General features: G+C 74.3%; 29 protein-coding genes and 1 tRNA gene. 23 read left to right on the top strand and 7 right to left on the bottom strand.

The annotated features are described in order from the left end of the window. Positions 1-4 precede the first annotated feature (4 nt). The 3 genes from GA0070611_RS23805 (at position 5) to GA0070611_RS23795 (ending at position 3,415) form a co-directional block, all read left to right on the top strand. Positions 5-1,204 (top strand): GNAT family N-acetyltransferase, encoded by a 1,200-nt coding sequence (locus tag GA0070611_RS23805; protein WP_091668363.1) that lies wholly within the window; start codon positions 5-7, stop codon positions 1,202-1,204. 39 nt (positions 1,205-1,243) lie between these two features. Further along, the gene (locus GA0070611_RS23800; protein WP_091668359.1) at positions 1,244-1,993 is read left to right on the top strand and encodes a ZIP family metal transporter; all 750 of its coding nucleotides are present in this window, start codon (positions 1,244-1,246) and stop codon (positions 1,991-1,993) included. A 228-nt stretch (positions 1,994-2,221) separates the two neighbouring features. Next, positions 2,222-3,415 carry a hypothetical protein gene (locus GA0070611_RS23795; RefSeq protein WP_231921203.1) on the top strand — a complete coding sequence of 398 codons (1,194 nt, stop codon included), beginning with the start codon at positions 2,222-2,224 and terminating at the stop codon, positions 3,413-3,415. A 7-nt stretch (positions 3,416-3,422) separates the two neighbouring features. Here the strand turns inward: GA0070611_RS23795 and GA0070611_RS23790 are convergent, their stop codons facing one another. Continuing rightward, positions 3,423-4,505 carry an NAD-dependent epimerase/dehydratase family protein gene (locus GA0070611_RS23790; RefSeq protein ID WP_091668355.1) on the bottom strand — a complete coding sequence of 361 codons (1,083 nt, stop codon included), beginning with the start codon at positions 4,503-4,505 and terminating at the stop codon, positions 3,423-3,425. Between the two features lie 186 nt (positions 4,506-4,691). Between GA0070611_RS23790 and GA0070611_RS23785 the strand changes: the two genes are divergently transcribed. Beyond that, positions 4,692-4,766: transfer RNA gene (locus GA0070611_RS23785), tRNA-Lys, on the top strand. A gap of 55 nt (positions 4,767-4,821) precedes the next feature. On the opposite strand, the gene GA0070611_RS23780 is transcribed toward GA0070611_RS23785, so the two are convergent. Continuing rightward, the gene (locus GA0070611_RS23780; protein ID WP_091668352.1) at positions 4,822-5,442 is read right to left on the bottom strand and encodes a hypothetical protein; all 621 of its coding nucleotides are present in this window, start codon (positions 5,440-5,442) and stop codon (positions 4,822-4,824) included. Positions 5,443-5,500: 58 nt separating this feature from the next. Between GA0070611_RS23780 and GA0070611_RS23775 the strand changes: the two genes are divergently transcribed. Further along, on the top strand, positions 5,501-6,028 hold the full coding sequence (locus GA0070611_RS23775) for a hypothetical protein (protein ID WP_231921202.1): 528 nt from the start codon (positions 5,501-5,503) through the stop codon (positions 6,026-6,028). Between the two features lie 107 nt (positions 6,029-6,135). On the opposite strand, the gene GA0070611_RS23770 is transcribed toward GA0070611_RS23775, so the two are convergent. Next, positions 6,136-6,540, bottom strand: a complete 405-nt coding sequence (locus GA0070611_RS23770; RefSeq protein WP_091668349.1) for a hypothetical protein — start codon at positions 6,538-6,540, stop codon at positions 6,136-6,138. 39 nt (positions 6,541-6,579) lie between these two features. Beyond that, positions 6,580-7,014, bottom strand: a complete 435-nt coding sequence (locus GA0070611_RS23765) for a hypothetical protein (protein WP_091668345.1) — start codon at positions 7,012-7,014, stop codon at positions 6,580-6,582. A gap of 225 nt (positions 7,015-7,239) precedes the next feature. On the opposite strand from GA0070611_RS23765, the gene GA0070611_RS23760 reads away from it, so the two are divergent. The 3 genes from GA0070611_RS23760 to GA0070611_RS23750 all read left to right on the top strand — a co-directional run bounded on the left by GA0070611_RS23760 (position 7,240) and on the right by GA0070611_RS23750 (position 9,869). Then, positions 7,240-8,175 (top strand): hypothetical protein, encoded by a 936-nt coding sequence (locus GA0070611_RS23760; RefSeq protein ID WP_091673360.1) that lies wholly within the window; start codon positions 7,240-7,242, stop codon positions 8,173-8,175. 53 nt (positions 8,176-8,228) lie between these two features. After that, positions 8,229-8,720, top strand: coding sequence for a hypothetical protein (locus GA0070611_RS23755; protein WP_091668341.1), 492 nt, complete (start codon positions 8,229-8,231; stop codon positions 8,718-8,720). Positions 8,721-8,861: 141 nt separating this feature from the next. Beyond that, on the top strand, positions 8,862-9,869 hold the full coding sequence (locus GA0070611_RS23750; protein WP_091668337.1) for an ArsR/SmtB family transcription factor: 1,008 nt from the start codon (positions 8,862-8,864) through the stop codon (positions 9,867-9,869). A gap of 82 nt (positions 9,870-9,951) precedes the next feature. Here the strand turns inward: GA0070611_RS23750 and GA0070611_RS23745 are convergent, their stop codons facing one another. Further along, positions 9,952-11,412, bottom strand: a complete 1,461-nt coding sequence (locus tag GA0070611_RS23745) for an endo-1,4-beta-xylanase (protein WP_091668334.1) — start codon at positions 11,410-11,412, stop codon at positions 9,952-9,954. Between the two features lie 309 nt (positions 11,413-11,721). Between GA0070611_RS23745 and GA0070611_RS23740 the strand changes: the two genes are divergently transcribed. From GA0070611_RS23740 to GA0070611_RS32015, 4 genes are all read left to right on the top strand, one after another. Then, positions 11,722-12,552: a metallophosphoesterase gene (locus tag GA0070611_RS23740; protein WP_157740375.1), complete on the top strand. Its 831-nt coding sequence runs from the start codon at positions 11,722-11,724 to the stop codon at positions 12,550-12,552. A 102-nt stretch (positions 12,553-12,654) separates the two neighbouring features. After that, entirely contained in the window at positions 12,655-13,518 is an 864-nt protein-coding gene (locus GA0070611_RS23735; RefSeq protein WP_091668329.1) for an SdrD B-like domain-containing protein, read from the top strand. A gap of 113 nt (positions 13,519-13,631) precedes the next feature. Continuing rightward, positions 13,632-15,422 (top strand): serine/threonine-protein kinase, encoded by a 1,791-nt coding sequence (locus GA0070611_RS32020; RefSeq protein WP_091668325.1) that lies wholly within the window; start codon positions 13,632-13,634, stop codon positions 15,420-15,422. Next, the gene (locus GA0070611_RS32015; protein WP_231921201.1) at positions 15,419-16,003 is read left to right on the top strand and encodes an FHA domain-containing protein; all 585 of its coding nucleotides are present in this window, start codon (positions 15,419-15,421) and stop codon (positions 16,001-16,003) included. The genes GA0070611_RS32020 and GA0070611_RS32015 overlap by 4 nt, the downstream gene beginning before the upstream one ends. Before the next feature lie 92 nt (positions 16,004-16,095). On the opposite strand, the gene GA0070611_RS23720 is transcribed toward GA0070611_RS32015, so the two are convergent. Next, complete coding sequence (locus GA0070611_RS23720; protein ID WP_231921556.1) at positions 16,096-16,833, bottom strand: SAM-dependent methyltransferase; 738 nt, start codon at positions 16,831-16,833, stop codon at positions 16,096-16,098. A 167-nt stretch (positions 16,834-17,000) separates the two neighbouring features. Between GA0070611_RS23720 and GA0070611_RS23715 the strand changes: the two genes are divergently transcribed. Continuing rightward, entirely contained in the window at positions 17,001-17,486 is a 486-nt protein-coding gene (locus tag GA0070611_RS23715; protein ID WP_091668322.1) for a hypothetical protein, read from the top strand. A 119-nt stretch (positions 17,487-17,605) separates the two neighbouring features. Next, positions 17,606-18,217, top strand: coding sequence for a phosphatase PAP2 family protein (locus tag GA0070611_RS23710; protein ID WP_231921200.1), 612 nt, complete (start codon positions 17,606-17,608; stop codon positions 18,215-18,217). A 244-nt stretch (positions 18,218-18,461) separates the two neighbouring features. Here GA0070611_RS23710 and GA0070611_RS23705 read toward each other — a convergent pair whose 3' ends face one another. Next, a complete protein-coding gene (locus GA0070611_RS23705) occupies positions 18,462-19,235 on the bottom strand; it encodes a prepilin peptidase (protein ID WP_091668317.1) in 774 nt (257 codons plus the stop codon). 590 nt (positions 19,236-19,825) lie between these two features. On the opposite strand from GA0070611_RS23705, the gene GA0070611_RS23700 reads away from it, so the two are divergent. The 9 genes from GA0070611_RS23700 to GA0070611_RS23660 are packed head-to-tail and all read left to right on the top strand — an operon-like array spanning position 19,826 to position 26,846. Further along, entirely contained in the window at positions 19,826-20,392 is a 567-nt protein-coding gene (locus GA0070611_RS23700; protein WP_091673347.1) for a hypothetical protein, read from the top strand. Further along, entirely contained in the window at positions 20,386-21,336 is a 951-nt protein-coding gene (locus GA0070611_RS23695; protein WP_091668314.1) for a hypothetical protein, read from the top strand. Before GA0070611_RS23700 ends, GA0070611_RS23695 begins: the two co-directional genes overlap by 7 nt. Continuing rightward, positions 21,333-21,992 (top strand): SAF domain-containing protein, encoded by a 660-nt coding sequence (locus GA0070611_RS23690; protein WP_091668311.1) that lies wholly within the window; start codon positions 21,333-21,335, stop codon positions 21,990-21,992. Before GA0070611_RS23695 ends, GA0070611_RS23690 begins: the two co-directional genes overlap by 4 nt. Next, entirely contained in the window at positions 21,992-22,825 is an 834-nt protein-coding gene (locus GA0070611_RS23685; RefSeq protein ID WP_091668308.1) for a P-loop NTPase family protein, read from the top strand. The genes GA0070611_RS23690 and GA0070611_RS23685 overlap by 1 nt, the downstream gene beginning before the upstream one ends. After that, positions 22,815-24,347, top strand: coding sequence for a CpaF family protein (locus GA0070611_RS23680; RefSeq protein ID WP_091668305.1), 1,533 nt, complete (start codon positions 22,815-22,817; stop codon positions 24,345-24,347). Before GA0070611_RS23685 ends, GA0070611_RS23680 begins: the two co-directional genes overlap by 11 nt. Positions 24,348-24,350: 3 nt before the next feature. After that, on the top strand, positions 24,351-25,250 hold the full coding sequence (locus GA0070611_RS23675) for a type II secretion system F family protein (RefSeq protein ID WP_091668301.1): 900 nt from the start codon (positions 24,351-24,353) through the stop codon (positions 25,248-25,250). Next, positions 25,247-26,119 (top strand): type II secretion system F family protein, encoded by an 873-nt coding sequence (locus GA0070611_RS23670; protein ID WP_091668297.1) that lies wholly within the window; start codon positions 25,247-25,249, stop codon positions 26,117-26,119. Before GA0070611_RS23675 ends, GA0070611_RS23670 begins: the two co-directional genes overlap by 4 nt. 26 nt (positions 26,120-26,145) lie before the next feature. Beyond that, positions 26,146-26,340 (top strand): hypothetical protein, encoded by a 195-nt coding sequence (locus GA0070611_RS23665; RefSeq protein ID WP_091668293.1) that lies wholly within the window; start codon positions 26,146-26,148, stop codon positions 26,338-26,340. A gap of 8 nt (positions 26,341-26,348) precedes the next feature. Next, positions 26,349-26,846: a TadE/TadG family type IV pilus assembly protein gene (locus GA0070611_RS23660; protein ID WP_091668288.1), complete on the top strand. Its 498-nt coding sequence runs from the start codon at positions 26,349-26,351 to the stop codon at positions 26,844-26,846. The last annotated feature ends 2 nt before the right edge of the window (positions 26,847-26,848 follow it).

Raw genomic sequence — 26,848 nt, 5'->3', positions numbered from 1 at the left:
GTGGATGCTCATCCGCCGCCTGACCGCCGAGGAACGACCCACCACCAGCTTCCCGCTTCAGGCGTACGCGTTCGAGGCGTCGCCGATGGCGGCGTCCCGCACCGAGGAGTTCCGCGAGTACCTGCCCTACAACGCCGGGAACCGGTCCCTGGTCGCCGAGGAGGGCGGCGAGCCGATGGCCACCGCGTCGGCGGTCCCGATGCGGCAGAACCTGCGCGGGAGTGTGCTGCCGATGGCGGGGGTGGCCGGGGTGACCAGCCAACCGCTGGCCCGCCGCAGCGGCTACGTCCGTGCCCTGCTGCACAAGCTGCTCGACGAGATGCGGGACGAGGGACACCCGCTGTCCGCGCTCTACCCGTTCCGCGCCTCGTTCTACGAGCGCTTCGGGTACGTCGGGCTGCCCCGGCGGCGTACCGCCGTCTTCTCCCCGGACGACCTGGCGCCGCTGCTCCGCGCCGACCTGCCCGACGAGGTCACCTGGCAGCGGATCGGGGCGGGCTACCCGACCTGGCGCGGCTGGACCGAGGAGTGCCTGCGCGAGCGGCACGGGTTCGCCATCTTCCCCGACTTCCGGGCCGTCGCGCTGCGCGACCGGGACGACCGCTGGGTGGTGACCGCGGTCCGGGACGGGCGGACCGTCGGTGCGGTCACCTACCGGATCGACGATCACGGCGGCACCCTGCTCGCCGACGATCTGCTCGCCGCCGACCCGTACGCCCGGGCCGCGCTGTTGCAGTTCTTCGCCCGGCACATCGACCAGGTGGAGCGGATCAGTGTCCAGCTCCCCGCCGACGAGCTGCCCGAGCTGTGGCTCACCGACCTGGCGGTGCACCACGAGGCCCGGGTGTCCCGGCCCGGGTCACCCGCCCCGATGGCCCGGCTGCTGAGCCTCGACGCGCTCGCCGGGCTGCCCGCCGGCGCCGGGCGGGTCCGCGTCGAGCTGGTCGACGACCGGTGGCTGACCGGCAGTCACCTGCTCGACGGCACCGCCGGGCGGCTGGAGCTGCTGCCGGACGACAGCGCCGCCGAGGGCAGCGTGCCGACCGCGACGCTGACCGCCGCCGGTCTCTCCGGCCTGGCGTACGGGGTGCTCGACCCGGCCGAGGTGGCGGTACGCGGGCTCGGGGTGGTGCCGGTGGACGCGGCCGACGAGCTGCGCCGGATCTTCCCGCGCGCGCTGCCGTACCTCTTCGCCGACTTCTGAGCCGTTTTCCGGTCCCGTCGCGCGGGTAGGGTCCTGCGGGTGCCGGAATGGTTGGAAGCGGGACTCTGGGGTCTGCTCGCCGGGTCCGCCCTGCTGATCGGGGCGGTGGCCGGGTTCTTCGCGCGGGTGCCACGCCGGATCATCGCGTCGGTGATGGCGTTCGGGGCGGGTGTGCTGCTCTCCGCCGTCTCGTTCGAGCTGATCGCCGAGGCGCACGAGCAGGGCGGCCTGCTGCCGACGGCGATCGGCGCGGGGGCCGGCGCGCTCGCGTACACCGGGGCGAACGTCCTGCTGGCCCGGCGGGGCGCGCGGCACCGCAAGCGGGCCGGCGACGAGCAGCCCTCCGAGCAGGAACAGCCCGGTTCGGGTACGGCCATCGCGGTCGGCGCGCTGCTGGACGGCATCCCGGAGTCGGTGGTGATCGGGGCGAGCCTGCTGACCGGCGGCCCGGTCAGCCTGGTCACGGTGATCGCGGTCTTCCTCAGCAACGTGCCGGAGGGCCTCTCCAGCGCCGCCGGCATGCGTCAGGCCGGCCGTACCCGGACGTACGTCTTCCTGCTCTGGACGGCGATCGCCCTGGTCAGCGGCGCGGCGGCGCTGGCCGGCTACACGCTGCTCGGCGGGGCCCCACCGGAGGTGCTGGCCACCATCACCGCGCTGGCGGCCGGCGCGATCCTCGCGATGATCACCGACACCATGGTCCCGGAGGCGTTCGAGGACGCCCACCTGCTGGTCGGCCTGATCACCGTCCTCGGCTTCCTCACCGCCTTCGCCCTCTCCCACGCCTGACCCGCACCCCGCACCCCGCACCCCCCCTTCGCCCGCACCCCCGCCCACTCGCCCCCGCTCGGCCGCTGATTCACGGAAAGAGTGGCTTTGCCGTCGGTCAGAACCACTCTTTCCGTGAATCAGCGCGGGGCGGAGTGGGGTGGGGTGGGGTGGGTGGGTGGGTTTAGCGGGGGGTTAAGGATTCGGGGGTGGGTCGTGGTGGGCGGGGTGGGGTCCTAGCATCGGCGGGTGCGTCTGACGTCATCCCTCGCCCTGCTCGTTCTCGGCGTGACCGTCGCCGCCCTGCCGGGCTGCGGTTCGGACATCCCGGCCCGGCCCGGTGCGGGCGCGCCGGGGGCCGCGACCGGCGCCGCCGCCCCGACCGGTGCCGCTACGGCCGGGCCGACCGCCGGGCCGAGCGCCCGGAGCGGGTTCGGGGCCGCGAAGCCCAGCCCGTCGGCGGCCCCGTTGCGGGCCGGCAATCCCGCCGGCCGGGCGGCGGTGCCGGCGGAGGCCCGGGCCGTGGACACCTCCCACCCCAGCCGTACGGTCGGCACCGGCACCCCGGCGAGCTGCACCTCGGCGGCGGTGGTGAAGGCGGTGGCGGCCGGCGGCGTCATCACCTTCGACTGCGGCCCGGCCCCGGTGACCATCAAGATGACGGCCACCGCGAAGGTGGTCAACGCGCACGGGCCCCGGGTCGTGCTGGACGGCGGCGGCAAGGTCACGCTCAGCGGCGGCGGCGTCCGGAGGATCCTCTACCAGAACACCTGTGACCAGGCCCAGGGCTGGACCACCTCGCACTGCCAGAACCAGGACAGCCCCCAGCTCACGGTGCAGAACCTGACGTTCGCCGACGGCAACTCCACCGGCGACCGGGCCGAGGGCGGGGGCGGCGGCGCGATCTTCGTCCGGGGTGGCCGGTTCAAGGTGGTCAACTCCCGCTTCGTCGGCAACCGCTGCGACGGCACCGGGCAGGACCTGGGCGGCGGGGCGCTGCGCGTGCTCAGCCAGTACGAGAACCTCCCGGTGTACGTGGTGGGCTCCACCTTCGAGCGCGGGAACTGCGCCAACGGGGCGGCAACCAGCAGCATCGGCGTCTCCTGGACCGTGCTGAACAGCGTCTTCCGCAGCAACCGGGCGGTGGGCAACGGCGCGAACCCGGCCCGCGCCGGCACTCCGGGCGGGGGCAGCGGCGGCGCGATCTACTGCGACGGCAACGAGTTCACGGTGCGCGTCGCCGGCACGGTCATCGAGGACAACCGGGCCAACGAGGGCGGCGGCGCGATCTTCTTCGTCAGCAACAACCGCACCGGCACGCTGCGCATCGAGAGCTCGACCCTGCGCCGCAACCCCAGCGCCGGCTTCGAGACCAAGGGCCTGCCCGGCATCTTCTTCCTCGGCGCCCGCCCACCAACGGTCACCACCAGCACCCTCCGCTGACCCCGGGTCAGTAGGGGTTGGGGTGGCCGGGGAGGCGGGCCTTCAGGAGGGCCTGGGGGCGGCCGGGGAGGGCCGGGTCGGTGGAGAGCGGCGGGCCCTCCGTGCCGGCGCGGTGCGACATGCCGGCGAACAGGTCCCGCAGGGCGGTCAACGCGTCGACGGTCGGCCGCCAGCCCAGCTCGGACTCGGCCCGCTCGCTGGACATCAGCGGCGCGTTCAACGCCAGGTCCACCCAGCCCACGTCGACCGGCTGGAGCCGCGCCCGCCAGGTCAGCGCCGCCGCCGACCGCAGCACCGGGATCGCCACCGGCACCGTCCAGCCGTGGAAGTGCCGGGCCACCAGCTCCGGGGAGAGCACCGGGTCCGCGGCCAGGTTGAAGGCGCCGCGCGCCTCACCCAGAACCGCCTTCGCGTACGCGTCGGCCACGTCGTCGGCGTGCACCGCCTGCACCCGCAGCCGGCGGTTGGCGGGTACGAGTGGGATCCGGCCGTAGCGCAGCAGCCGCACCGGCACCAGCGGGCCGAGGAAGTAGCGGCTGATCTCGGTGCCGGCGTCCCGCTGGAAGATCAGACCCGGCCGCAGCCGCACCACCCGCAGCTCCGGGTGCTCCCGCTCGACGGTGTCGAGCAGTGCCTCCACCTCCGCCTTGTCCCGGCTGTACGACGACCCGGGCACCCCCGACGTCGGCCAGCGCTCGCTCACCGGGTGGTCCTTCGGGCCGGGCGCGTAGGTGCCGACCGACGAGGCGTACACCAGGGCCGGAACGCCGGCCCGGACGGTGGCCTCGGCGACCGCGCGGCTGCCCCCGACGTTGGTCCGGTGCAGCGTGCGCTGGTCGTGGCTGGGCTGGATCTGCCAGGCCAGGTGCACCACCGCCCGCGCGCCGGCGAAGATCGCGGCCAGCTTCTCCACCGCGTCCGGCGCCCCGATGTCGCACGAGTGCCACTGCACCCCGTCGTACGGCTCACCCGCCTCCGGCCCCGGCAGCCGGCGCGCCACCCCGACCAGCTCCGCGCCGGACTCCCGCCGCAGCCGGCGCAGCACGGCGGTACCCACGTTGCCGGTGGCCCCCACGATCACGATCCGCATGCCAGCTGCCGTACCCGTTGAAGCGGACACCAACCCCCGGACCGGTCACGGCCGGGGTGCTGCTCAACCTCGAGCCGGATCCGGTTACCCGGGCGGGGTGGCCCATGCCCGCCGCTGTCGGGAGATCGACGGGCGGCGGGAAGCCGGAAGCCACGTACGACGAGGTTCCGGTAGCCTGGGCGGCACGGGCCGCTAGCTCAATGGCAGAGCTGTGGACTTTTAATCCATAGGTTCAGGGTTCGAGTCCCTGGCGGCCCACCATCTGTCCGATCACCCTCGGGGACGATCCTCCTCCGGCTGTCAGTGGACGATCTCCTCACCCGCGTGGCGGGCCTACCGCGAGACTCGCCGCTACGGCCGCTGCCGCGGCACGCGTGTCTGCCCGCTGCGGCTGACGGGCTTGTGCCGTGATCACCAGAAAGTGGTCCTGGCTGTACTCGACCAGCCAGTAACCCTGCCACCAGGGCTCGGCATCGTGTTCGTAGGCCAGCTCGACGACGCTGATTCCGTCGTCGCCGACCTGGCTGCCGATGATTGTCTGGCCCGCGGCGACCAACGCTGCGGGGTCGTTCAGCCGCGCCCTGGGCACCGGGCCCTGCGGGAAGATCATCGACTCGTCCGACCCGTGCAGGTAGAACGCCGTGTGGTCGTCCGGGTCGTGCGAGGACTCGACGGTGAAGTCCGGCGGCCACACCGTCCGGAACAGCGAGGTCTCGATGAACCATTGAGCGCCCTGATCCGGGTCGTGGGTCACCTCCACGACATCGCCCGCATCGACTGGATGGCCGGGCCGGACCACGACGTGCCGAGGGCCGTCCGGCGTCCAGCGGGTCACCCGCATGTCGTCGGAACCGTCCGACTGCCGCTCGAACCGGTATGGCCAGTTCGGTACCAGAACCATGCCGTAGCCGGTCAGCCTGGCGAAGACGTGTCCCACGGCGCAGCAGCCTAACGGAGGCCGGCGGCAGCACCCGGCCGAGCGTAGGTTGTGCCGCGTGGATGACCCGCTCGCGGTGGCCGGACTCGTCCGGGACCTCATCGGCCGACGGCTGCTCGCGGTGACCGAGGCGCGCTACTGGTACGAGGGACAGCGCGGCGGCGACGCGGCGAGCCTGCTCGACTTCTGGCTGCACTTCGAGGGCAGGCCGACGCTGATGGCTCACGGCTGCGGCGAGCATCTTCGCCTGGAGCTGACCGACCCCTACCCGTCCTACGACATGCAGGAGGACGGCGAGACGCGGGTGGGCCCGGCGCGGGAGCCGGACCTGCTGGCCACGTTCGTCGGCCGGCGCCTGCTCGACGCCTCGCTCGTCCGCGGCTACACGACAGTGCCGTCGGTCGGTGGACTGCGACTGCGATTCGAACGGGGCGACCTGATGGTGGCCTCACTCGCTGATCAGTGGGTGCTCCGGCACGGACCGGTCCCCACCGACCTCCGTCAGTACCTCGCGGTCGGCTCGTGGCTCGGCGCCGAGGATGACGGCGGACGACCGACACGGAACCCGAAGGCCGATCCGTGGTGACCGGTGGTTCCGGTCCGCCGACGGCTACCGGTGTTGCGGATGGGTGGCCTGCTTCCAGCGTACGAGCGCACTGATGATGATGTACGTGCTGCCGCTGGATCAGCGGCTCACCATTCGCGCCATTCGTCGGTGAGTTCGTGCCGCTCCCTGTCGCGTCGGGAGGTGAGCCCTTCGACATCGATGCCCGCGTCCGTCAGGACGTCGTCGATGTACTCGGCCAGCGCCTCGCGCTCGCCGGTCTCGATCTTCCCGCCGTGCTCCTCGTCGACCTCGTTGAGCGCCTCGACGACCCGCTGGACCGACGCGAAGACCTGATCGTCGGACGGGGACGAGAGCGAGCGTACGTCGGCCTCGTAGGCGTCCAGCGTGGTGTCGACGGCGGCGATGAAAGCCGCCGGCCAGAGGTACGGGGCGTAGGCGGCGGGATCGTCCTCGGCCAGGGTCCCCGCGGCGATCCGGCCCAGCTGGTCGCGCAGCTCGCGACCCCATCGCTCCGTCGGTCGTGTGATCATGCCGCGCAGCCTAGGGGTGACGTCTGACGACGAGCCGGGTCAACCAGCTCGGACCACCGCGAGGGGCTCCAGTCGTACGACCTGCGCGGTCCAGCAGTCCGACGTCTCGGTGGCGATCTCCGCCCCGCAGCCGCACAGCAGGTTGGGACCGTCGGTGCCGTCGAGACCGCAGCAGCCGTTCAGCCGGCTGGCGTCGTTGATCAGGCGTCGTACGAGCAGGTCGTCCGGGTTGATCAGGACGGTGTTCCGGGGTCCCGCCGCGACCAGCATCCGCTCGTCATCAGCAATCGGCACGTAGGGCGGCCCGAACGGGTCGGGGTCCACTGCGTACCTCCCCTCGGGCACCCAGGCCGGGCAGGTCTCACCCGGCGGCAGATCCGATGGGGAGGACGGGCTCGGCAGCTCCTCGATCGGCGTCTCGGCCAGGTCCCCGGTGAGCGCGGTGCCGCAGCGGAGGCACGCGAAGACGGTCATGGCGAGATCCTCGCGGAGCCGCCCGACCGAGGAAAGCCAATAAGCGCCGCCGCCGAGCGCTTCGACCGACGGCCCGCAGGAGCCGCGGCCCGGATCGCGGCCGGTGACCACGTGGGAGCCCGTCGTTCGAGCCTGATCGAAGTGCCCTGTCCCGTGGCGCGCCCCGCGCCGAGGCTGGTCCTCGACGGCGCGCACGGCGCGCCCCGGACGGCCGAGGTGGGTGTCATGGCAGGTGGGTCGCGCAGGTCCTGGTGGTACGCCCTCGGGGTTCCGGCCGCCCTCGCGGCGGCAGCCGCCGCAGTGGTGGGGGCGGCCCGGGACGCCACGCCCCCACCCGGACGGCAGCCGGCGGCGAGCGCGCCGGCCGCGTCCGCGCCGGCCGGGAACGCGCCCGCCGCCGAGGTGCTGTACGCCGCCACCCAGCTGCTGATCCGCGACTGCATGCGCGAGCGCGGGTTCCGCTACTGGCCGGTGCCCGCGCACCCGGTGCCGGAGCTGCGCGAGTTCCCGTACGTCCTCGACGACGGGTCCTACGCCCGCCGCTACGGGTACGGCGGGGTGCTGCGCCGCCGGTTCGACGCGGCGATGGCGGCCGACCCGAACGCCCGGTACACCCGGGGGCTGCCACCGGAGCGCGGGGCGGCCGCCGTACGCGCGATGAACGGTGACCCCGACGAGCCGGACGCGCTGCGCGCGACGGTGCCGGGCGGCGGGGTGCTGCGGCGCAGCAGTCACAGCTGCACGTCGGAGGCGGAGCGCCGGCTCTACGGCGACCTGCCCGCCTGGTACCGGGTCACGAAGACCACCGACAACCTGGTGGGGCTGCGCGTCGGCCGGGTGCTCGCCGATCCCCGCTACGCGGCCGGCGTGACGGGGTGGCGGCGGTGCATGCACGCCGCCGGGTACGACTTTGCCGACCCGGCCGCCGCCCGCGCGTCGGTGCCCGAGCCGCGGTCCTACACCGTGCCGGCCGGCGAGGTCCGGCTGGCCGTGGCCGAGGCGACCTGCGCCACCCGGACCGGCCTCGACCGGCTCGCCCGGCGGCTCGACGCCGAACACCGGCGCGCCGTCGAAGCCCGGTTCCGCACCGACGTGGCCGACCGGCTGCGCCTGGAAGCCGCCGCCCTGCCGCGCGCCCGCGCGGTGCTGGCCGGCGGCTGACCGATGACGTCCGTGGCAGTCCGCCACGGCAGGACCCGATCGAAGGGAACCCGATGAGAGCAGTACGCACCGTGCTGGCCACCCTGGTCGCGACGGCAGCCGCGCTGGCCGTCACCGCCACCGGCGCGCAGGCCGCGCCGAAGCCGACGCCGCACACCGACGCGCACCGGCTGGCGTCCGGCAGCGGTTACCTGTACGTCAGCCAGGACGCCTACTGGGCGGGCCGGTGGTGCTGGTGGTACAACGCCGACAACAACTGGGACACCATCAGCACGGCCGAGAACGCCAACTGCGACAACAACAACCGGTACAGCATGCGGAACCTGGCGTCGTCGGCGTGGAACGACTCGAACACCGGCCGGCCGGTCGCCCTCTACATCCACACCGGCTACACCGGGGCGTACGCCTGCCTGGGCGCCGGCGACAAGTGGGACGACCTGACCGGGGCCTGGTTCTCCTGGGGCTCGAACCGGGACGGCTACATGCAGAACACCAACGACAACATCGCCTCGCACCGCTGGCTGTCGAGCTGCGGCGTCGGCTGATCCGGGGGCAGGGTGCGGGGCGGCGGCCGGTCGGCTGCCGCCCCGCGCGGCCGTCGGACCCACCGATCGCGAACTGAAAGATGTACGTCGATGTCATCGACGAGACTGAGTACGGCGGCCCGGCTCGGAACACTCCGTCCCATGGGGACACTGCGCATCCACTTCACGGCCGGGGACCTCAGCCGCACCCGGTTGGCGGTCGAGCCGGACCCGCTGTGGGAGATCGTCTGCAGTCTGCACCGGTTACAGACCCGCGCCGGGTACGCCGGCTACGCCGACTGGCACCGGCAGGTGCGTCGGGACCTGCACCGCGCCGGCCTGGTCCCGGTGGTCCGCGAGCGGCTGCTGCCCGTCGCGCCACTCGACCGGTACTTCCCGGACTTCCTGACCCCGGGGCCGGTCACCGACCTGGACGAGGGCATCGACCGGGTGCTCGGCACCCCCACCCGGCGGATCCGCGCCGAGCTGGGGCAGATCGCCGCCCCGGTCAACGGCACCTGGCTGGACGACCTGTCCGCCGGCCGGCCGGCCGCCCTGCACGGCCTCGGCAACGCGTTGCGCGCCTACCACCGCGTCGCGGTCGCCCCGTACCGGGCGCAGATCGGGGACGCCGTCTCCGGCGACCGGGCGTTGCGCGGGGCCCGGGTGCTGGACACCGGCGCCGGGCAGATCCTCGACGATCTCGGCCCGGACGCCCGCTGGGCACCGCCCGTGCTGGCCGTGCACGGCTACCCGTGTGACCAGGACATGCACCTCGACGGCCGGGGGATCACGCTGATCCCGTCGTACTTCTGCTGGCACGCGCCGATCGCGCTGGCCGACCCCGGTCTGCCCCCGGCCCTGGTCTACCCGGCCCGCCGGCAGCGCGCGGACCCGACGACCCGCCCGGTGGCCCCGACCGACCCGGAGCGCCGGCTCGGCCCGCTGCTCGGCCACACCCGGGTGGCCGTGCTGCGCGCCGCCGCCCGGGGCGCCACCACCGGCGAGTTGGCCCGGCGCGCCAGCATCTCGCCGGCCACCACCAGCCACCACACCACGATCCTGCGCGACGCCGGCCTGATCACCAGCCAGCGGCACGGCAACCTGGTGCTGCACCGGCTCACCGCGATGGGCGAGGCGTTGCTGGACGACGTACCGCCGCCCGCCTGAAGGACGCTGGCGACCAGGAACGGGCGGGCCCGGTGTGCGCCGGGCCCGCCCGTTCGGGTGTGTGACGAGAACCTGCGTCAGGTCAGATGGCGGCCAACCGGAACTGCTGGTTGGCCTGGCCGTTGCAGTCGTAGATCTGGACCTGCTGGCCGTTGGCGGTGCCCCAGACGTCGATGCAGCGGCCGGACTGGACCCCGCTGATGGTGCCGTTGGAGTTCACGTTCCACTGCTGGTTGGCCTGGCCGTTGCAGCTGTAGACCTGCACCGCCGAGCCGTTGCCCGTGCCGGCGGCGTCGAGGCACATGCTGCCGCCGTACACGGTCAGCTGCCGGCTGCTGGTGTACGTCCACTGCTGGTTGGTCTGGCCGTGGCAGTCGTAGAGCTGCACCCGGGTGCCGTTGGTCCGCGAGCTGTTCGGCACGTCGATGCAGCGGCCCGACTGGCTCCCGACGATCTTGCTGGCCCCGCCGGTGCTCGGCGGCGGCGTGGTCGGGTTCCCGGTGGGCGACGCGGTCGGCGTCCCGGTCGGGCCCGGGCCGGCGCCATTGAGGACGTTGAGGACCGAGGTGTACGCGGCCTTCTTGTTGCCGCCACCGTCGAAGAGCAGCGGGCTCTCGCTGGAGCGCCACGAGTCGCTGTCGCGCACCCCCCACACCGTGATGCCGATGCACCGCGGCACGTTCACACACGCCTGCGTCAGCCCCGCGTACTGGCTGGTCGAGGCGTTGGTCACGTCCACCTCGGTCAACGCCACGTCCACGCCCAACGCCGCGAAGCTCGACAGCGTGGTCTGGAAGTTGCCCGGCAGCGAACTGCCACCCGTGAAGTGCGTCTGCAACCCCACACAGTCGATCGGCACACCCCGGGACTTGAAGTCCTGGATCATCCGGTAGACACCCTGCGTCTTGCCGTACGACCAGTTCTCGATGTTGTAGTCGTTGTAGCAGAGCTTCACCGACGGATCCGCGGTACGAGCCGTCCGGAACGCCACCTCGATCCAGTCGTTCCCCGTCGCCTGCAGGTTCGACTGCCGACGGCTGCCGTCCTCGTTGAACGCCTCGTTCACCACGTCCCACGCGGCCAACTTGCCCTTGTAGTGACCCATCACCCCGTTGATGTGGTCGATCATCGCCTGGCGCAGGGTGCTGCCGGACAGGCTCTGCATCCAACCCGGCTGCTGCGAGTGCCAGGCGAGGGTGTGACCGCGCACCTTCATCCCGCGCTGGGTCGCCCAGTTGTAGATCTGATCCCCGGCACTGAAGTTGAACTGGCCCCGCTGGGGCTCGGTGGCGTCCGGCTTCATCTCGTTCTCGGCCGTCACCATGGTGAACTCGCGCCCGGCGATCGTGGTGTAGGTCGAATCACCGAGCCGACCCGCCGCGATCGCGGTGCCGAAGTACCGGCCCGACTGCGCGGCGGCGGCACCCAGCGTGCTGGCCGCCTGGGCCAGGCCGGGCACCACCAGCGCGGTGCCGACCACGGCGAGCGCGCTGGCGGCGGCCACGGCCAGCCGGTAGCGGGCCCGTCTCGTCAGACGATTCATGACACTCCTCTGCAGGTATCGATCGGTGCTGCGCAAGGTGGTGGGAGGGGCGCGAGCCCCGCAGCCGGCGTCGACGGGCACCGCCTGCGGCTCCGAAACTTTCCGGAAACGTTCCGGTAACTGACCCGGGACGATACCCACAAGACAACAATCGGTCAATATCGATAGAGATCAAGAGTGCGGGTGGGATACCGGGCGACGGACCGGACGGGAGGCCGAAAGTTTCAGGCCCACTCGCCCTCGCCGTCGACCCGGGACAGCACCGGCAGGAGCCGCGGGAGCGGCGCGGTTCGACTACCGTCGCCCACCATGACGGTCGTCGGTACGAGCGGTCGAGCGGGCGGCCTGCGCCTGCTCGACCCGGTTCCGCAGCCCCTCGCCTCGCTCGACCACCGGTCCGCCCGCTCCGGCGGCGGCAGCCGGCACGCCCGACTCCCCGTCGACCGGCTCCGGGTGGACCGGCTCCCGGCGGGCTGTGACGCCTTGCTGGTGACCGGGGACCTCCAGGGCGTGGCCGTACCCCCGACCGGAGGTGATCCGGTGCTGCTCGGTCTCGCCCTCGCCGACCAGCTGGCGGTGTGGGCCGAGGCGGGCCTGCTGCCACCGCCGGAGCGGATCGGGGTACTGCTCACCGGCGACCTCTACGCCGCGCCGGCCGCCGACCGCCGGGGCGCCTCCGGGCCGGTGGCCGACGTCTGGCTGGCGTTCGCGGCGGCCGGCTGCCCGATGGTGTTCGGCGTCGCCGGCAACCACGACGAGGTGACGGCGGCGGAGGTCGGCGCGTACGGCGAATCGGTCGCCCTGCTCGACGGGGAGAGCCGGGAGTGGGGAGGGTTGCGCTTCGCGGGGGTCGGCGGGGTGGTGGGCGATCCCCGACGGCCGCACCGCCGGGACGAGGCCGACTTCCTCCGGGCGGTCGGCGAGGCGGCGGCGACCGCGCCCGCCACACTGCTGCTGCACGAGGGCCCGACCGGGGAGTCGGCGGCCCAGCGGGGCAACCCGGGGGTACGGCAGGTGCTGGCCGCCGGACCCCCGACGCTCACCCTCTGCGGGCACGTGCACTGGGACGAGCCGGTGGCGCGGCTCGGCGACGGGCACGTGCTCAACGTCGACGGGCGGGCCGTGCTGCTGACCGCGTAACGCCACGGCCATCGACGACGCCGGATGAGGAGGAGTTAGTTGATCTATCTCCGGCCCGGCCCCGTCGACCGGCGGGGCCGGGAAGCGCGACGTGAGGATGCCATGCGACCCAACTTCGTCTCCCGCACGCTGGCCGCGCTCGCCCTGGTCGGTGGCACGGTGGCTCTCCCGGCCGACGCGGTGGCGGCCGGACGCACCCAGCCCGACCTGCTCGTCGACTCGATGACGACCGACGTGCTCAACCCGGCGGAGGGTGAGACCTTCGCCGCCCAGATCGATGTCCGGAACTGGGGCAACGGAGACTCGGGCCCGGTAACCGTGACCGTCTCGATCCCCGCCGGCCTGCGGACCGACACCCCGTACGCCGGTTCCGGCTGGAACTGCACGGTGACCGGCGCGACCAGTTACTCGTGCGCCTACCCGCAGCTGCTGGCCGGCCAGCGGACCCGGCTGACCGTGCCGTTCGTGGTGGCCGGCGCGACGCCGGGCACCACGGTGCCGATCACCGCCACCATCGCGCCGGACCGGCGCGAGTCCAACACCGGGAACAACACCGGCTCGGTGACCGTGGCGATCTCCGGCACCTGCGTGGTGCGCGGCACCGTCTGGCAGGACCTGGACCGGGACGGGCAGCGCGACGCGGACGAGCCGGCCGCCGGCCCCGACACCGTGCTTCAGGTCATCCTCAACGCTCGGCAGGGTCAGGCGGTCGGTGGCGGCTACGCGACCGTCGCCGCCGACGGCACCTGGTCCGTCACGGCCCGCACCGAACTGCTGTACGACGTGCGGATCGAGGTCACCGGCCAGTACGGCCGGACCGTGGCGGACGTCGGGGACGACGCCACCGACTCGGACCTGGTCACGGTCTACCAGACCAGCCCGACGGTGCTGCTCGGCAGCGCCGAGTTCATCGCCCACGACGGCGGCGAGTACGTCGTGGACGGTGGTCTGGTGACGCAGGGCTGATCCACCCGCACCGGGACGGGGTGTCCGATTTCGACGGTCCCGCCCCGTCCCGGGCCGCGGACCCTCGGCGGCGGGCCGAACGCGTCGCCACCCGTCGGTAGCATTCAGCGTCGATGGTCCAGAGTGAACGTTCGGAGCGGCACCCGTCGCGGCCCGACCCCGGGGTCGCGCTGGGCGTACCCGGCTGCACCGACGCGGTCGAGGTCGGGCGGGGCGGATTCGGCGTGGTCTACCGGGCCCGGCAGGCCGCGTACTCCCGGTGGGTGGCGGTGAAGGTGCTCTCCGCCGACTGGGCGGGGCCGTCGCGGGCCCGCTTCGAGCGGGAGCTGCGGACCCTGGGCCGGCTCTCCGACCACCCGCACATCGTCACCCTGCACCAGGCGGGCCGCACCGACGCCGGCAACCCGTACCTGCTCATGGCGTACGAGGAGGGGGGCTCGCTCGGTGACCGGCTGCGCGCCGGCACGGCGGGTGACTGGCGGGACGCGGTGGCCGGTGGGATCGCGGTCGCCGGGGCGTTGGAGACCGCGCACCGGGCCGGCCTGCTGCACCGCGACGTGAAGCCGGAGAACATCCTGATCTCCGGGTACGGCGAGCCGAAGCTGGCCGATTTCGGTCAGGCCCGCCCGTACGCCGACCGCCCGGGCAACCGGTCCACCGTCACCGCCAGCGTGCTGCACGCCGCCCCGGAGGTGCTGCGCGGTGCGCCCGCCTCGGCACCTGCCGACGTCTACGCGCTGGCCTCGACCGTGCTGCACTGGATCCGGGGCGCGCCCCCCTTCCCGCCGGCCGACGGCGAGTCGCCCGCGTCGCTGCTGCGCCGGATCACCGTCGACCCGGTGCCCGACCTGCGCCCGCTCGGCGTACCCGAGCAGGTGTGTGGGGCGCTGGAGCGCGCGCTGGCCAAGGATCCGGCGCGGCGGCCGGGCTCGGCGGCGGAGTTCGCCGCGGAGCTGCGCGCCGCGCAGGCGGCGGCCGGGCTGCCGGTGACGCCGTTCGTGCCGGGTGAGCCGGCCGCCGGCCGGGTGCCGGCCAGCACCGGGCCGATGTCGCTCTCCGCGCGGTGGCGCGCGGCGCGGGCGCTCTCCGCGACCGTCGCCCGGCCGTCCCGCCGACCCGTGCTGCGCCGGTCGGTGGGGCTGGTCGTCGCCGTGGCGGCGGTCCTCGCCACCGGGTACGCGCAGCCACCGCCGACGCCCACGCCGGTCAGCCTGCCCGACCGGCTGGAGCTGGGCGAGTTGAGGCTGTACGCGGAGTCCGCCGAGCGGGTGGTGTCGGTCCGCAACCGCACCGACCATCCGGTGCCGGTGCAGGGGCTGACGGTCGGCGGGCCGTCCCGCGCCGCGCTGCGGATCGTGGCGGACGGGTGCGTCGCCCACCGGCTCGCCCCGGGCGCCCGCTGCGAGCTGGGGTTCGTGGTGCTGCCGACGGTCGCCGGGCCGGTCCGGGGCGAGCTGGAGCTGACCGTGGCGGGCCGGACGTTGCGCACCACGGTCAGCGGGACGGCGGCTCCCCGGCGGGCCGCCCAGGACGACGCGCCACCGGGCCGCTGCTACGCCGACGCCTACCAGGTCGGCGCGTCCGCCTACGGCTACGCCGGTGGCCTGAAGGCCATCTCGGTCAAGCAGTACTGGTCGCCGGGGTGCCGGGCGGCGATGGCGTACGTCTGGGTGTGGAAGCAGTACCGGGACAACATCGCCGTGGGCGGCGGCACCTGGACGGTCGACCTGGCGGTCCGGGCCACCGGCCCGGGCAGCCGGCAGCGGGCGGTCGGGCAGCCGTACGAGCTGTGGACCGAGCCGTACCGGTCGGCGGGACGGTGCGTCACCGCCTCGGCCACGATCAGCCCGACCCGGCCGGGCGCGGGGACCACCGCGACCACCGGCCCGTGGTGCGACCGGTGACCGGCGGGCACTTCGAGGTGCACGGCCTGGGCCCGGTACGCCGGGTGCCGCTCGGCGTCGGCACGTTCACCATCGGCCGGGCCCCCGGCAACGAGGTGCCGATCGACTCCCCGCTGGTCTCCCGCCTGCACGCGCTGGTCGAACGCTTCCCGCCCGGCTGGGTGCTGCGGGACCTGGGCAGCACCAACGGCACCATGGTCAACGGGGTGCCGCTGCGCGAGGCACGCACCCTGCGCGAGGGCGACCGGGTGGAGATCGGCCCGGCCCGGCTGGTGTTCCACGCTCCCGCCCGGCTCACCGGGGCCCGGACGGTGGGCGTCGACCCGCCGCCCGCGCCACCGGCGCTGACCCGGCGGGAACGGGAGCTGCTGGGCGCGCTGTGCCGCCCGTACCTGGCCGGCGCCGGGGCCTTTCCGGAGCCGCCCACGGTCCGCGCCCTGGCCGGTGCGCTGGTGGTCAGCGAGAGCGCGGTGAAGAAGCACCTGGCCCGGCTGTACGACAAGTTCGACCTGGTCACCAACGACGACCGGCGCCGCTCCCGACTGGCCGCCGAGGCGGTGCGCCGGGGCGCGGTGAGCTGACCGGCCGGCACCGACGCGTGGCGGGCCCGGTCGTCAGCGACGGCGCGTGGTGGGGCGGGGCGTCAGCGGCGGCGCGTGGTGAGGCCGGGGCGTCAGCGGCGGATGCCGACGCCGCCGTAGCCGTGCGAGACGCCGGACTGTGGTTCGCCGTCGGGTCGCCAGTCGGCGAGCCAGGTCAGGCCGGGCTCGACCAGGTCGTACCCGTCGAAGAAGCGGGTGGTGGCGGCGTGCGGGCGGGGCACGATCGGTGCGCTGGTGCGCTGGTAGAGCTGCTTGCCCTGCTGGGCGGGGAGGGCCGGCGCGCCGTCCATGGTCAGGTGCGACAGGGCCAGCATGCTGCCGGGCACGGTGGCGTCGCGCAGCCGGGCGACCGCCGCGAACGGGTCGTCGCCGTCCGGCACGAAGTGCAGCACCGCGATCAGCAGCACGGCGACCGGGCGGGTGAGGTCGAGGTTGGCCCGCACCACCGGGTCGGCCAGCAGCTCGTCGGGGCGGCGCAGGTCGCCGTGCGCCACCACGGTGCGGCCGTCGGTCGGCAGCAGCCGCCGGGCGTACGCGACGGCCACCTCGTCGTTGTCGACGTAGACCACCCGGGCGTCGGGGGCGATCGGGCGGACCACCTCGTGCACGTTGCCCTGGGTGGGCAGCCCCGCCCCGATGTCCAGGAACTGGCGTACGCCCCGCTCGGCCGCGTACCGCACCGCCCGGCGCAGGAAGGCGCGGTTGGTCTGGGCGGCCACGCCGGTGTCCGGCATCAGCCCGAGGATCTGTTCGGCGGCCGCCCGGTCGGCGGCGAAGTTGTGGCAGCCGCCCAGGAAGTAGTCGTACATCCGGGCGACGTTCGGCCGCGACTCGGCCTCGGTCAGGGCGGTGGTCGGTTCTCCGGTCACGCCTGATGTGTAGCACTCTCGGCAACACACCGCTGACCCGCCGTGTCCTTGCCCCGGGGGCCGACGCCGCCCACCCTGGAGGAACACCGACGCCCGAGGAGGTCACGATGACCGGTGCACGGGAGACCGTGGAGGTCGACCCGGCGCTGTTCCGCGCCGTCTACGACTCGCCGGCCTCGCTGCCGGGGCGGCACCGCTGGACCACCCCGGAGTCGGACGTGCGCCGGCTGGAGAAGCTGCTGGACATGCCGGCGCGCAGCATCGGCGCGCCACTCTGGGTCAGCGGCGACGAGCCGGACTGCCCGAAGTGCGGCCGCCGGGTCAACTGGTACGACATCGTCGCCTCCGCCCTGCACGGGGTGCACGACCGAACCATGATCGCCCGGGTGATCCTCGGCGAGCGGCGATACGTCAACACCGAGGTCCCGGACGCCATCCCCGGCGTGCACTGCGCCGACTGCCGCACGCCGATCACCGGGCTGCGCAGCTTCAAGTGCCACAACTGGGCGTACGCCTTCGAGGCGCTGGAGGAGGTCGTCGAGCGGATGTCCGGGTTGACGGCACAGCCGGCGCAGCGCCGGCCGGGGCCGTAGGACGCCGTCCCGGGCGGCTGTGAGGTCGCTGAGACTTCACCGGTTCCGGTGTGGTTCCGCTGTCGATCGGCGGACCGGCGGAGTATGAACGGGTGGTGGGTAATTCCGTCATAACCGATGTGCCTGACTTCAGCGTCGACTGGTACCGGGACGTCGTCGACTTCGCCGACGGCACACCGCAGCCGGTGCACTGGTTCGCCACCCACTTCACCGAGGGTGCGATCGTGCTGCTCGGCGTGCTCCTGGTGGTCGCCGCGCTGTCCCGGCTCCGCCACGGCGACACCCCTGGTCGGGCGCTCGCCCTGGCCGCGCCGGTCGCGGTCCTGTTCGCGTACGGGGCGAGCGAGGCGCTGAAGAGCCTGGTGGCCGAGGACCGGCCGTGCCGTACCCCCGCCGACCTGGTGATCGTCGCCGGGCACTGCCCACCCGCCGGCGACTGGTCCTTCCCCAGCAACCACGCCGCCATCGCGGGCGCGCTGGCCGCCACCACGCTGCTGCTGCACCGCCGGATCGGCCTGGTGGCCGTGCCGCTGGCCGTGCTCGCCGCGGTCTCGCGCACCTTCATCGGGGTGCACTACCCGCATGACGTGGCCGCCGGCCTGCTGCTCGGCGCCCTGATCGGCACCCTGCTCACCCCCCTGGTCGCCCGCCCCCTCACCACCGCCCTCCCGCACCTCTTCCCCCGCCTCTTCCCCACCCCCACCCCCGTCCCCACCCCCACCCGCCGCTGACCCACCCCACCCCGGCGCTGCTCGGCGCGGCACGGCGCTGCGCCGCGCTGCTCGGCGCTGCGCCGCGCTGCTCGGCGCTGCGCCGCGCTGCTCGGCGCTGCGCCGCGATCTTGCAGTTTGTGCCCGGGCGAACCGGGCTTATCGGGTGGCTGAAGGGCAGTAAGTGCAAGATCGGCGCGGTCAGGGACCGGCGCGGTCAGGGACCGGCGCGGAGGCCGGGACCGGGGGTGGGGGGGTGGGCGGGTCAGGGGGTGAGGGTGAGGGTCAGGGCGGTGGCGAGGGCCAGGAACGGGCCGAAGGGGAGGTGACCGGACCAGCGGATCCGGCGGGCGGCCAGCAGGGCCAGGCCGGTCAGCGCGGAGAGGGTGAGGGCGAGCACCAGGCCGCCGACCAGCGCCGGCCAGCCGTACCAGCCGAGCAGCGCGCCCGCGCCGAGGGCCAGCTTGGCGTCGCCGAGCCCGAAGCCGCGCCGGCCGAGGAGCAGCGTGGTCGCCGCGAAGCCCGCGCCGAGGAGCAGCCCGGCCGCGGTGGCCCGGTACCAGGGCGTCGCGCCCGATCCGGCCAGCGCCGCGACCCCGAGCAGCGCCCAGGTGCCGCCCGCCGCCGGCCAGGTGAGCCGGTCGGGCAGCCGGTGCACCGCCGCGTCCACCAGCAGCAGCGGCACGGCGCAGGCCAGCCACCAGGCGATCGCCACCCGCACGACGGGCGGGCCGTCGCTGCCCACCAGCACCGCCACGGCGACGAGCAGGAGCGCTTCCACCACGCCGGGGGCCGCGCCGATCCGGGCCCGGCAGCCGGGGCAGCGGGCCGCCGGCCCGAGCGCCGGCAGGGGGCGGTCCAGGCCGATCGGCGCGCCGCAGCGGTCGCAGCCGACCCGGTCCGGCACCCCTGGACGTACGGCGTACCGGGCGACGGCCAGCCGGAGCGGCGGGACCAGCGCCAGGGTGGCCAGCAGTCGTACCGCCGGGCGGCCGGCGCCGGCGCGCGGGGGACGGGTGCGGACCCGTTCGGCGGTCATGCCGACCCGTCCGGCCGGTCGCTCATCGTTCCACTCTGGAACACGGAGAGTGAATTCGGGACGGTCGCCCCCTGCCGGACGACCCGCGAAGTGGCCGCCCGACCAGGCGGGGCGACTTCCGGCCGGCCGACCGGGACACCCCCGGCGCAGGCGACCGCAACCGGGGGACAGATCGGACCAGAGGCATCGAGGTCCCCCATTCCGCCAGCGACCTGAGCCGCCCCGGCGGGCCGCACTCCGAGACAGGTCGTGGACACTCCTGCCACCTGCCGGGCCCGGTGCCGCGAACTGGCCACCCTCCGGACGCCCACCGGCCACCACCACCTGTCATCACTGTGCGTGTTCGGTTGAATTGCCTCTGTTGCATCGGCGGTCGTCAGCCTATGCTCGCCCCTTGGGTACGACGCAACCCCCGCTCAATTGGCGTCGGAGGCCAACCGGACGACCGCGATCGAATCAGTTAGAGATCCGTACAGGTAAATGCAGCGGCAGCCAGACGGGGCCCGGAAGGAGACTTCCGGGTGCGCTTCCGCCTGCCCGGAGCACGCCCCCGCGGGCGGCTCCGGGACCCCACCGAGGAGGGCCCGGCGTTGCGAACACGGCATTCCCGCCGATGGACAATCTGCCTGATCAGCCTCGCCCTGGCGGGCGCGAGCGCCGGCTGCGGCACCGAGCCGCAGGCGTCGGGCGGTCCGCTGGTCGCGCCTCGCGGCGCGGCGGCCACCCACTCGGCGGCCGAGGAACAGGCGGCCGGAAAAGCCGCCCTCACCGCGTATTCCGGATATCTGGCGGCGTCCCGGACGGCGAGCCTGCGCAGCGATCCCACTCATCCCGCACTGGCCCGATTCCTGGCGGATCCGCTGCTGACCCGGGTCCGGGTGGCAATTCGTGACGCGAAGGAGCACGGCGCGATGCGTACCGGAAAGCTGGTCTCGAACCCGACCGTCGTGTCGGTCGACCTGACCGCCGACCCGCCCACCGTGGAGATCCAGGACTGCCTGGACGCCACCGGCTACCGCCTGGTCTACGCCAAGGACCAGCGGACCGTGCCGGGCACCCGGGGCGGGCGCTACCTGGCGACCGCCACCGCCACCCGCTACCCCGACGGCCGTTGGCTGATCAGCGCCGGCACGGCACACCAGGACCAGCCGTGCTGACCTGGGGAGGAAGGGGCGCCCCGGTCCACCCGACCCGGGCCGGGGCGTCCCGCCGGCGGCTGCTCGCCGCCGGCCTGGCGCTGCTGCTCGCCCTGGTCGGCGCACCCGCCCGGGCCGAGGGCCCCGGGGCCGACTGTCCGCCGGGGCAGAACGACTGCAACGTCTGGGACGACGAGCCGGGCACCCCGGGCGGGCCGGGCGGCGGCGGGAACACCGGCGGCGGCGGGTCCGGGGACGGCGCGGCCGCCAAGTGCCAGTGGAACGGCCGGGCGATCCCCTGCTACGACGACCTGCTCGGCTGGTTCAACAACGGCGACGGCTGCTACTACAAGCTCGCCGAGCCGCAGCCGGACGCGCCCGACGGCAAGCAGTGGTACGTGCGTACCTGCAACGGCGGTGACCTGGGCGCGCAGTCGGTCGTGCTGCTCGACGCCGCGCCGCCCGGCTACGGCGCGCCGCCCGACCCGGAGGAGCTGGCCCGGCGGGCGCTCGCCAAGATCTCGCTGCTGCCGCCCCGGATCGCGGTCGCGCCCCGCAAGAGCAAGGGACCCGGGCTGGTCGGGCTGCCGATCTGGCTGTGGGCGAGTCCCGGCGAGGACTACTTCGGGCCGCTGACCGCGTCCGCCTCGGACCGGGGGCTGACCGTGTCGATCACCGCGAAGGTGGACCGGATCGTCTGGACCATGGGCGACGGCAACACGGTCACCTGCACCGGTGCCGGCACCCCGTACGACGCCAAGGGTGCCCGGGCCGGCGAGCCCTCCCCCGACTGCGGCTACCCCGGCGGCTACGCCCGGGCCGCCACGTACAAGGTCAGGGCTACCACGTTCTGGACCGTGCACTGGCAGGCCAGCAGCGGCGGCCAGGAGGGCGACATCGCACAGAGCCGGCTCAGCGGCATCGTGGACGTAAAGATCAACGAACTTCAGGTGGTGACCGGATGAGCGTGGCGACCCGGAACGGAACTCCGATGGACGCGCCGGTCGCGCCGCCCCGGGTGGTCCGGCAGCGCCGGATCCGCCCCGGCCTGCTCGGCCTCGCGGTGCTGCTGATCGCCCTCGGCGGCCTCGGCTCGGCCTTCGCGGTCACCTCGGTCCGCTCGACGGGCAGCTACCTCGCAGTGGCCCGACCGGTCGACGTGGGCGCGCAGCTCACCACCGACGACCTGGTGACCGTGCGGGTGTCCGGCGGCCGGGAGCTGCAGCCGGTGCCGGCCAGCCGGCTCAAGGAGGTGCTGGGCCTGCGCGCCGCCGTCCGGCTGACCCCGGGCACGCTGCTGACCAAGGGCCAGCTCACCGACGCCCCGCTGCTCGGTCCCGGGCAGCAGCAGCTGGCGCTCGGCCTGAAGCCCGCCCAGGTGCCCGCCCGCAAACTGCACCCGGGCGACAAGGTGCTGCTGGTCAGCACCCCGGACCGGCAGGCCAACGGCAGCGCCGCCGGTGGCGGTGGCACCCGGTTCGAGGGCACCGTGATCGACAGCGTCGCCCCGGAGCACGACGACGTGGTGGTCTACGTGGCGCTGGCGGTCCGCGACGTGCCCGCCGTGGTGGCGCTCGCCGCCGACGACCGGATCGCGCTCGTCCTCACCGAGGCGGCCTGATGGCGATCATCGCCCTGGTCTCGGCGAAGGGCTCGCCGGGGGTCACCACCGCCGCGCTGGCCGCCGCGCTGAGCTGGCACCGCCGGCTGGTGCTGGCGGAGTGCGACCCGGCCGGCGGCTCGATCCTCGCCGGCTACCTCGGCGGGGCGCTCGACGGCCCCCGGGGCATCGGGGAGCTGGCCGTCGGCGAGCTGCGCGACGGCAACCTGGAGACCGCCTTCTGGTCCCAGCTGGTCGACCTGGACGCGCCGAAGCGGGAGCGGCTGCTGCTGCCGGGCGTGGTCGACCCGGCCCAGGCCGGCAGCCTCAGCCCGCTCTGGCAACGGTTCGCCGACTTCTTCACCGGCCTGGAACGAGGCGTGCCGCCGTACGACGTGCTGGTCGACTGCGGCCGGTTGCAGGTGGGTGGTCCACCGTGGCCGCTGCTCCGGGCCGCCGCGGTGGTGCTCCTGGTCACCCGCGCCCAACTGCCCGACCTGTCGGCGACCCGGGCCACCGTCCGGGCGATCGAGCGGGACTTCGCCGAACACCGGGTGCCGCCCGGCACGCTGCGCCTGCTGGTGGTCGGCGACGGGCACGGCAACAGCGAGATCAGCAAGGCGCTACGGCTGCCGGTGATCGCCCGGCTGCCGCAGGACCCGCGTACCGCCGAGGTGCTCGCCCTGGGCGGCACGATCCGCGCCGGACGGCCGCTGATGCGCGCGGCCGGCGCGCTGGAGGTGCCGGTCCGGGCGCTGCTGGACCGGCAGCGGGCCCGGCTGACCTGGCCGGGGAGCGCGCCGCCCCGGGCGGTCGCCGCCCCGACCGCGCCGGGGGTGTCCGGTGCGGTTTGAGCCGGTCTCCCACGACCCGCGCGGGCAGCAGCCCGGCGCGACCTCCACGGTGCCGCCGCTGGCACCGCCGAACGGGCGGCACCACCTGACCGCCCCGCCGCCGCTGCCGGCCGCGCCGCCGGCACCCCCACCGCCCCGGCCCCGGGTCGACTTCGCGGTGGTCCGCGAGCTGCGCCGGGAGCTGAGCGAACGGCTCACCCACTGGCAGCGCGGCCGGGAGTTCGACGCGGACGCCGAGGAGGTCGAGCGGGCCCGGCTGGCCGTCGCGGTGGTCTCCGCGTACGCGGACTCGGTGCGCCGGGCCGGCACGCCGATGCCGGCCGACGAGGAACGCCTGCTGCTCGACCAGGTGACCGCCGAGCTGGTGGGGCTGGGCCGGCTCCAGACGCTGCTGGTCGACGACACCATCGAGGAGGTGCACATCCTCGGCTGCGACCAGGTGCGCATCACCCGGCACGGCGGCGGCGTGGACTGGGCCGAGCCGATCGCCGACAGCGACGACGAGCTGGTGGAGATCCTCCAGGCGGCGGCCCGCCGCGCCGGGGCCACCGAGCGGTCGCTGTCCACCTCGAAGCCCACCCTCGACCTGCAACTGCCCGACGGCAGCCGGCTCGCCGCCGTCTTCCTGGTCAGCCACCGCCCGTACGCGGTGATCCGCAAACACAACACGCTGGCGGTGAGCCTGGAGGACATCGCCGGTGGCCGTCCCGACCTGGACGAGATGATCGACCCGCTGCTGCGCGACTTCCTCCGCGCGTCGATGCGGGCCGGCCTGAACATCATGGTCGCCGGGCTGGCCGGGGCGGGGAAGACCACCGTGATCCGGGCGCTGATGGACGAGATCCCGCCCGACGAGCCGTACGTGCTGCTGGAGGAGAGCCGCGAGCTGCTGCCGACCCGCCGGGGGCACAAGCACCGGGCGGTGATGAGCTTCGAGGCGCGGGAGGGCCACGGCGAGCGCGGGATGGACGGGCGGCCGGCCGGCGAGGTGAGCATCGCCGACCTGATCCCGGTCTCGCTGCGGATGGGCGTACTGCGGATCATCGTCGGCGAGGTCCGGTCCCGGGAGATCGTGCCGATGCTCCAGGCGATGACCACCAGCCGCGGTTCGATGTGCACGATCCACGCCCGTACCCCGGCGGGGGTGAGCGAGCGGATCATCGAGCTGGCGCTCTCCCACGGCCGGGAGATGACGGTCGACCAGGCCCGGCGGATGGCGGGCAACGCGCTCGACCTGATCGTCTACGTCACGGTCGAGGACGAGACCGCGATCGGCGGTCGCAAGCACCGCTTCGTCTCGCACGTCGAGGAGGTCATCGGGGTCGGCGAGGGGAACCGGATCACCACCACCTCGGTCTTCGGTCCGGGGCCGGACGGCCGGGCGGTGCCCCGGCACCTGCCGGAGCGGATCCGCGACCAGCTCATGCGGGTCGGCTACGACGCCCGGCTGCTGACCCGGTTCATCGAGGCCGGCACCGGTGCCTGGCGTCGACCCCGGCACACCCGACTCGGGCGGCGGTGACCCGTGGCGATCGTCGAACTCATCGCCCTGGTCTCCGGCGCGGTCGCGGTGGGCGGCCTGGTGCTGGTGGTGGTGGCGCTGGTCGGCACCAGCCGCCCCGCCGGCCCCGCCCCGGGAGCCCGGCCGGGCCTGCGCCGGCTCTGGACCGGTTCGGGGGCCGGCCGGCGTGAGCAGCACCGCTACCGGCTGCTGCTGGGTGGGGCCGTGGTGGCCGGCGCGCTGGCCTTCCTCCTCACCGGGCTGCCGGTGGTCGGTGTGCTGGTCGCGCTGGCGGTGCCCGGCGTGCCGTGGCTCTTCGCGGTCGGCCGGGCCGAGCAGCGGGCCATCGCCCGGATCGAGGCGGTCGGCGAGTGGACCCGCCGGCTCAAGGACATCTGCGGCACCGGCCAGGGACTCCAGCAGGCCATCGTCGGCACCATCGCGACCGCGCCGGAGGAGATCCAGGAGGAGGTACGCACCCTGGCCGCCCGGTTGCAGGCCGGCTGGCTGGCCAAGTCCGCCCTGCTCGCGTTCGCCGACGAGATCGGCGACCCGGTCTGCGACCAGGTGGTGGCGGCACTGATCCTGCACCTCACCGACCGGGGCGAACGGCTCGGTGACGTGCTCGGCTCGATCGCCTCCGCCGCCTCGGCCGAGGTGGCGACCCGGCGCGAGATCGAGGCGAAGCGTACGCAGCCCCGGTTCGCGGTCCGCTTCCTCACCGGGATGACCCTGGCCGCGCTGGCGTACGGGCTGGTCAACCGGGAGTACATCCGGCCGTACGGGACACCGTTCGGGCAGCTGGTGATGGCCGTGCTGGGAGCCGCGTTCGTCGGCCTGCTGGTCTGGGTGCGCTCGATGAGCCAGCCGCCCCGGCCGGCGCGTTTCCTGCCCGCCCCCGACCCGGAGCAGGTGATCGCGTGAACCCGGTCCTCTTCAACTGGCAGTTCGCGGTGGCCGTGCTGGGCGGGGCAGCGGTCGGCCTCGGCCTGTTCCTGGTGGTCCGTGAGGCGCTGCCGGCCACCCCCGCGCTCGGCCCGGCGCTGCGCCGGCTGCACCAGCCGCCCGGCCAGGCGACCGGCGCCGGTGCCGGGCCGGACTGGCTGGCCGGCCTCGCCCGGTGGCTGCGCCCGCCGCACCGGCAGCTCGCCCTGCTCGACCGCAGCCCCGAGCAGTACGCGCTGTCGGTGCTGCTCTCCGCGCTGCTCGGGTTCGTCACGCCACCCGTGCTGTGCGCGCTGCTCTTCCTCGGCGGGTTCCGGTTGCCGCTGGCCGTACCGCTGCTCGGCAGCCTGTGCCTGGCGTTCCTCGCCGGCCTGGTCGCCCACCGGGACGTGCTGGTGAAGGCGGACGCGGCCCGCGAGGAGTTCCGCCAGGCGGTCTGCACCTACCTGGACCTGGTGGCGTTGCAGCTCTCCGCCGCGCACGGCCCGGTGCAGTCGCTGGAGCGCGCCGCCGAGGTCTGCGACGGCTGGGTCTTCGACCGGATCCGCGAGGCGCTGCGGATCGCCCAGCTCCAGATGCACTCGCCCTGGGACGAGTTGCAGGAGCTGGCCGAGCGGATCGGCATCCCCGAGCTGGGCGACGTGGGCGCGATCATGCGCTCCTCCGGAAGCGAGGGCGCGCAGGTGCACGAGACGCTGCGCAGCCGCGCCGACTCACTGCGGGACCAGATCCGTACCGACAACCTGGCCCGGGCCGAGGGGGTGACCAGCCGGCTGGACATCCCCGGCTCGCTGCTGGTCTTCGTCCTGCTCGGCTTCGCCGTCTACCCGTTCCTCGCCCGTCTGTGAACCCCACCCCGAGAAGGAGCACCGTCATGCAGCTCTTCGCCTACCTGCACGCCGCGCTGGTCGCGCGCCTGGCCGAGGCACGCCACGACGGCGAACGCGGCGACAGCCCCGTTCCCACCGCCGTGATCATCTTCGGCCTGGTGGCGGCGGCCCTCGCGGTCACCACCCTGGTCCTGGCCCGGGCGAACAACTGGATGAACGCCGTTCCGACGGCGCCCTGACCACCGGCATGCGACGCGCACCGTGGACCGGCAGCGGCCGGGCGGCACCCGCCGTCCGGCCGTACCGGGCTGCCCGCGACGGGTCCCGGACGGTCGCGGCCGTCCGGCACCGGCTCGCCCAGGGCGGTACGGAACGGGGCGCCAACCCGGTGGAGCTGGCCGTGCTGATGCCGGTGATCCTGGTGCTGCTCTTCGGCTCGATTCAGCTCGCGGCCCTGTTCGTGGCCCGCTCCACGGCGCTCAACGCGGCGCAGAGCGGGGTCAACGCGGCCCGGGTCCTGGACGCGCCGGCCGGCGCGGGCGAGGCGCGCGCCCGGCGTTTCCTGCGCAACGCCGGTGACTGGCTGGTCGGCTGGGACCAGCGCGGGCCGAGCTGCGCCAGGAACGCCGCCGGGACCGAGGTGACCTGCACGGTCACCGGCCGGTCCCTGTCGGTGGTGCCGGGGGTCAGCTTCCCGGTGCGACAGACCGCGCACGGCACCGTCGAGCGCTGGACCACGGGGTGAGG

The organism is Micromonospora auratinigra, from assembly GCF_900089595.1.
In the GTDB taxonomy this organism is placed as follows: Bacteria; Actinomycetota; Actinomycetes; order Mycobacteriales; family Micromonosporaceae; genus Micromonospora; species Micromonospora auratinigra.
Note: the sequence above shows the minus strand (reverse complement) of the source record. Positions and strands in the feature narration are given on the sequence as shown.